This window comes from Nocardia farcinica, assembly GCF_029867845.1.
GTDB lineage: Bacteria > Actinomycetota > Actinomycetes > Mycobacteriales > Mycobacteriaceae > Nocardia > Nocardia farcinica_A.
Genome location: NZ_JARWRU010000115.1, coordinates 1 through 3,703, shown reverse-complemented (window position 1 = coordinate 3,703; position 3,703 = coordinate 1). Strand labels below are relative to the sequence as shown.

The 3,703-nt window shown below is 74.0% G+C and carries 3 protein-coding genes; 1 reads left to right on the top strand and 2 read right to left on the bottom strand.

Annotation, left to right across the window (positions count from 1 at the left end):
• Positions 1 to 419: 419 nt before the first annotated feature.
• Both QH283_RS02190 and QH283_RS02185 read right to left on the bottom strand, forming a co-directional pair.
• Positions 420 to 1,382: a diacylglycerol kinase family protein gene (locus QH283_RS02190; RefSeq protein WP_280501342.1), complete on the bottom strand. Its 963-nt coding sequence runs from the start codon at positions 1,380 to 1,382 to the stop codon at positions 420 to 422.
• Complete coding sequence (locus QH283_RS02185; protein ID WP_280501343.1) at positions 1,382 to 2,956, bottom strand: FAD-binding oxidoreductase; 1,575 nt, start codon at positions 2,954 to 2,956, stop codon at positions 1,382 to 1,384. Before QH283_RS02185 ends, QH283_RS02190 begins: the two co-directional genes overlap by 1 nt.
• A gap of 164 nt (positions 2,957 to 3,120) precedes the next feature.
• Between QH283_RS02185 and QH283_RS02180 the strand changes: the two genes are divergently transcribed.
• Positions 3,121 to 3,703 (top strand): TetR/AcrR family transcriptional regulator (locus tag QH283_RS02180; RefSeq protein WP_280501341.1); only part of this gene is annotated, 583 nt, incomplete at its 3' end.

Here is a 3,703-nt window from a genome sequence, read left to right as displayed (position 1 = left end):
GCTGTCGACCGTGTTGCAGGCGTGGGGGGCCCCGGAAAAAGGGAGAGGGGGGGGCCCCCCCCCCCGGGGAGGGGCCGGTGGGGGGGCAGGTAGGGCCGGGCGTTATGGGGATGAGCCCCGACACCGGGGGGGTGGGGGGGGCGCCTCAATTGGTTTTTTTCCCCCGCCCCGCGGCGGTGGGCGGGGGGGGGGCCGCGGCGCCGCGGCAGGCGCAGCAGCGGCCTGTTCTTCGCCCTGCACTGCAAGCGGTGGGCCGAACTGGTCGGCTCCGTCACCGAGGGCAGGCCCGCTCGGGTGGCCTCGGTGGTCCTCGCCGATCGGGCCGCGATCAATCGGCTGTCGGGCATCGACCTCGACGCCTGAGCACCAGGGCCTCACGACACCGTCTCACGACACCGGGGCCTCAGGACACCAGGGTCTCAGGGCACCAGGACGGTCAGCGCCTTCGGGACGGCAGTCATCGTGACCGGCAGCGTCCCCGCCGGTTCGCCGTCGGCCGTGGCGGGGGCGCCCGGTGAGTCGAGGGTGACGGCGGTGACCCGGTACTGCCGGACGGCCGGGTGGTCGACCCGTTTGCCCGCCGACAACGCGGGCAGCAGCCGCAGCATGGACAGCCGCGACACCCGGCCGACCACGGTGACATCCAGGTAGCCGTCGTCCATCTCGGCGTCGGCGCAGATCAGCATACCGCCGCCGTAGGTGCGGGTGTTGCCGACGGCGACCATGACGGCCTCGGTTTCGAGCACGGTGTCGGCGGGCGGATTGTCCAGCGCGCCCGGCGCGATCCCCGACAGCGTGATCCGGTAGGGCACCCCGATCCCGGAGGTGATCTCGGCCAGCGCCGCGAAGGTGTAGCGCAGCGGCCCCTTCGGATAGCGCATCCGATTGGCGCGCAGGGTGACTCGCGCGTCGAAGCCGGTGCCCGCGACGGTGGCGAAATACATGGACGCGCCCGAACCGCCGACCGGGGTGATCCGGCCGAGATCCATGACCCGGGTGCGCCCGCCCAGCACCACGGCCACCGCGGCCTCGGTGTCGTCGGTGGGCACGCCGAGTTCGCGGGCGAGATCGTTGCCGGTGCCGCTGGGCACGAGCCCGAGCGGAACGCCCGTATGGGCCAGCGCCGCCAGCAGGGCGCAGGCCAGGCCGTCGCCGCCGACGCCGACCACCGCGTCGGGCCGGGCGGCGGGCTCGGCCAGGGCGGTCGCGACCTGCCGCACCGCTTCCGCCGCCGACCCGGCGCGCACCTCGCTCACCCGCACCCCGGCCGAGGCCAGAGCGGCGAGGACCGCGTCGGCGGTGTCGCGGCCACGGCCGTGTCCGGCCTGCCGGTTGGCCACGACCCGCACCGAACGGGGCGCCGAGTACTCGGGAGTGCCCATCAGATCAGTTTGCCCGGATTGAGGATGCCGACGGGGTCGAGTTCGCGTTTGATCGCCGACAGCACCCGCACGCCGAGTTCGCCGATCTCGTCGGGCAGCCACGCCCGGTGGTCGGCGCCGACGGCGTGATGGTGGGTGATGGTTCCACCCGCGGCGACGATGGCGTCGCTCGCGGCGGTCTTGGCGCGGGTCCACTGCTCGATCGGCTCGGGCAGCGCCTTGGCGACCACGGTGAAGTACAGCGAGGCGCCGGTCGGGTAGGTGTGCGAGATGTGGCACATGACCAGTGGCGGGGTGCCCTGCCCGGTGAGCGATTCAGTCAGCGCGGTGGTCACCGCGGCGCGCAGGCGGTCGATGTTCGCCCAGGTGGTCGCGGTCTCCAAGGTCTCGCACAGCACGCAGACATCGAGCAGGGCGTCACGCAGGTAGGGCGCGGCGAAGCGGCCGTGCTCCCACTGTGCGGCCGGTTCCGCGCCGAGGTCGCGCCCGCCCGCGGCGCGTAGCAGGTCGGCGGCCAGTGCGCTGCGCACGGCCACCGCGTCGGCGCGGCCTTCGAAGGTGGTGACGGCCAGGCAGCCCTGCACCGGCTCGCCGCCGACATCGCCCGCGCGGGCCAGATTGAGCCCGGTCTCGGCCTCGTCGGACAGCCGCAGCACGGTCGGCGCCGCGCCGCACTGCACCAGGGCGCGCAGCGCCGCCGCGCCCGCCGCGAAGTCGGAGAACGACCAGGCGCGGTGGACCACGGTCTCCGGTATCGGGTGGACGCGCACGGTGACTTCGGTGATCACGCCGAACACGCCCTCCGAGCCGAGGAACACCTCGCGCAGATCCGGCCCGGCGGCCGAGGCAGGGGCGCGGCCGAGGTCGAGTTCGCCGCTGGGCGTGGCGATCCGCAGCCGCTGCACCATGTCGTCGAACCGCCCGTAGCCCGCCGAGGCCTGCCCGGAGGAGCGGGTGGCCGCGAAGCCGCCGATGCTGGCGTATTCGAAGCTCTGCGGGAAGTGCCCGAGCGACATGCCGTGCGCGGCGAGCAGTTCCTCCGCGCGCGGGCCGGTGACGCCGGCGCCGAGGGTGGCGGTGCCGCTGACCGGGTCGAGCGCGAGCAGCCGGTCGAGGCGGCGCAGATCGAGGGCGACGACGAGGCGGAAGCGTCCTCGGACGGGGTCGAGACCGCCGACGACGCTGGTGCCGCCGCCGAAGGGCACCACCGCGATGCCCTGTTCGGCGCAGTGGGCGAGGACGGCCAGGACCTGCTCGTGATCGGCGGGGAAGACGACGGCGTCGGGGGCGTCCTGCGGGCCCTCGGCGCGGCGGCGCAGCAGGTCGAGCGCGCTCTTGCCACCCGCGTGCCGGAGCCGGTCGCGATGGCCCGCGGCGACACCGTCGGCGCCGACGATCGCCGCCAGACCCGCGCGATCGGCGTCGGTGAGCGCCGAGGGACGCAGTGGCACGTCGCCCTCATCGCGGCGCGCCACCACGTCGCCGGAGATCCCGAAGACCTGCCGCAGCAGCTCCAGGACTCGTTCCGGTAGCGGCTGATGCGCCGCCGGATCACCCCAGGCGTCCCACACCATACTCGCCGCCCGCGCGGACGCGGCGGGATTCGCGGCGCCGACCCGGCCCACCGCTGTGTCCTGGCTCTCATCCATGCGTTACAGTCTTACACAGAATGTCAAGCAGTAATCGCAGGGACGGCCGTCGAACGGTCGGCACGCACACGATCATCGGTGGTGAGCACATGCCCGAAGCCCGACCCGAGGCCCCCGCGGAGCCCGGTGGGTCCCGCACATCCGCCGCGCCGACGCGGCCGGACGCGCCCGCGGCCTCCTCGCCGATCGACACCGCGATCTTCGACGCGGCCCGCGACTGCGTGGCCGAATTCGGCGTCCGCCGAACCACGTTGACCGAGGTGGCGCGGCGCGCGGGCGTCTCCCGCCCGACGGTGTACCGGCGCTGGCCCGACACCGGCTCCCTGGTGGCCGAACTGCTCGTGCGCGAACTACGCGAGATCCTCGCCGCCACCGCGCCCGACGGCGGCGACGCCAGGAGCAGGCTGGTCGGGTCGGTGGTCGCCGGCGCGGCGACGGTTCGCTCGAATCCGTTGTTCACCAAGATCTTCCGCACCGACACCGACCTCATGCTCACCTACGTCTTCGGCAGGCTCGGCCGCAACCAGCGCGCGCTGATCGATCTGTTCGCCGAGGGCATCAGGGCCGGACAGCGCGACGGCTCGGTGCGGGCGGGCGATCCCACGCGACTGGCCGCCATGGTGCTGCTCATCGCCCAGTCGGCGGTGCAGTCGGCGGGCATGGTGGAGAGCC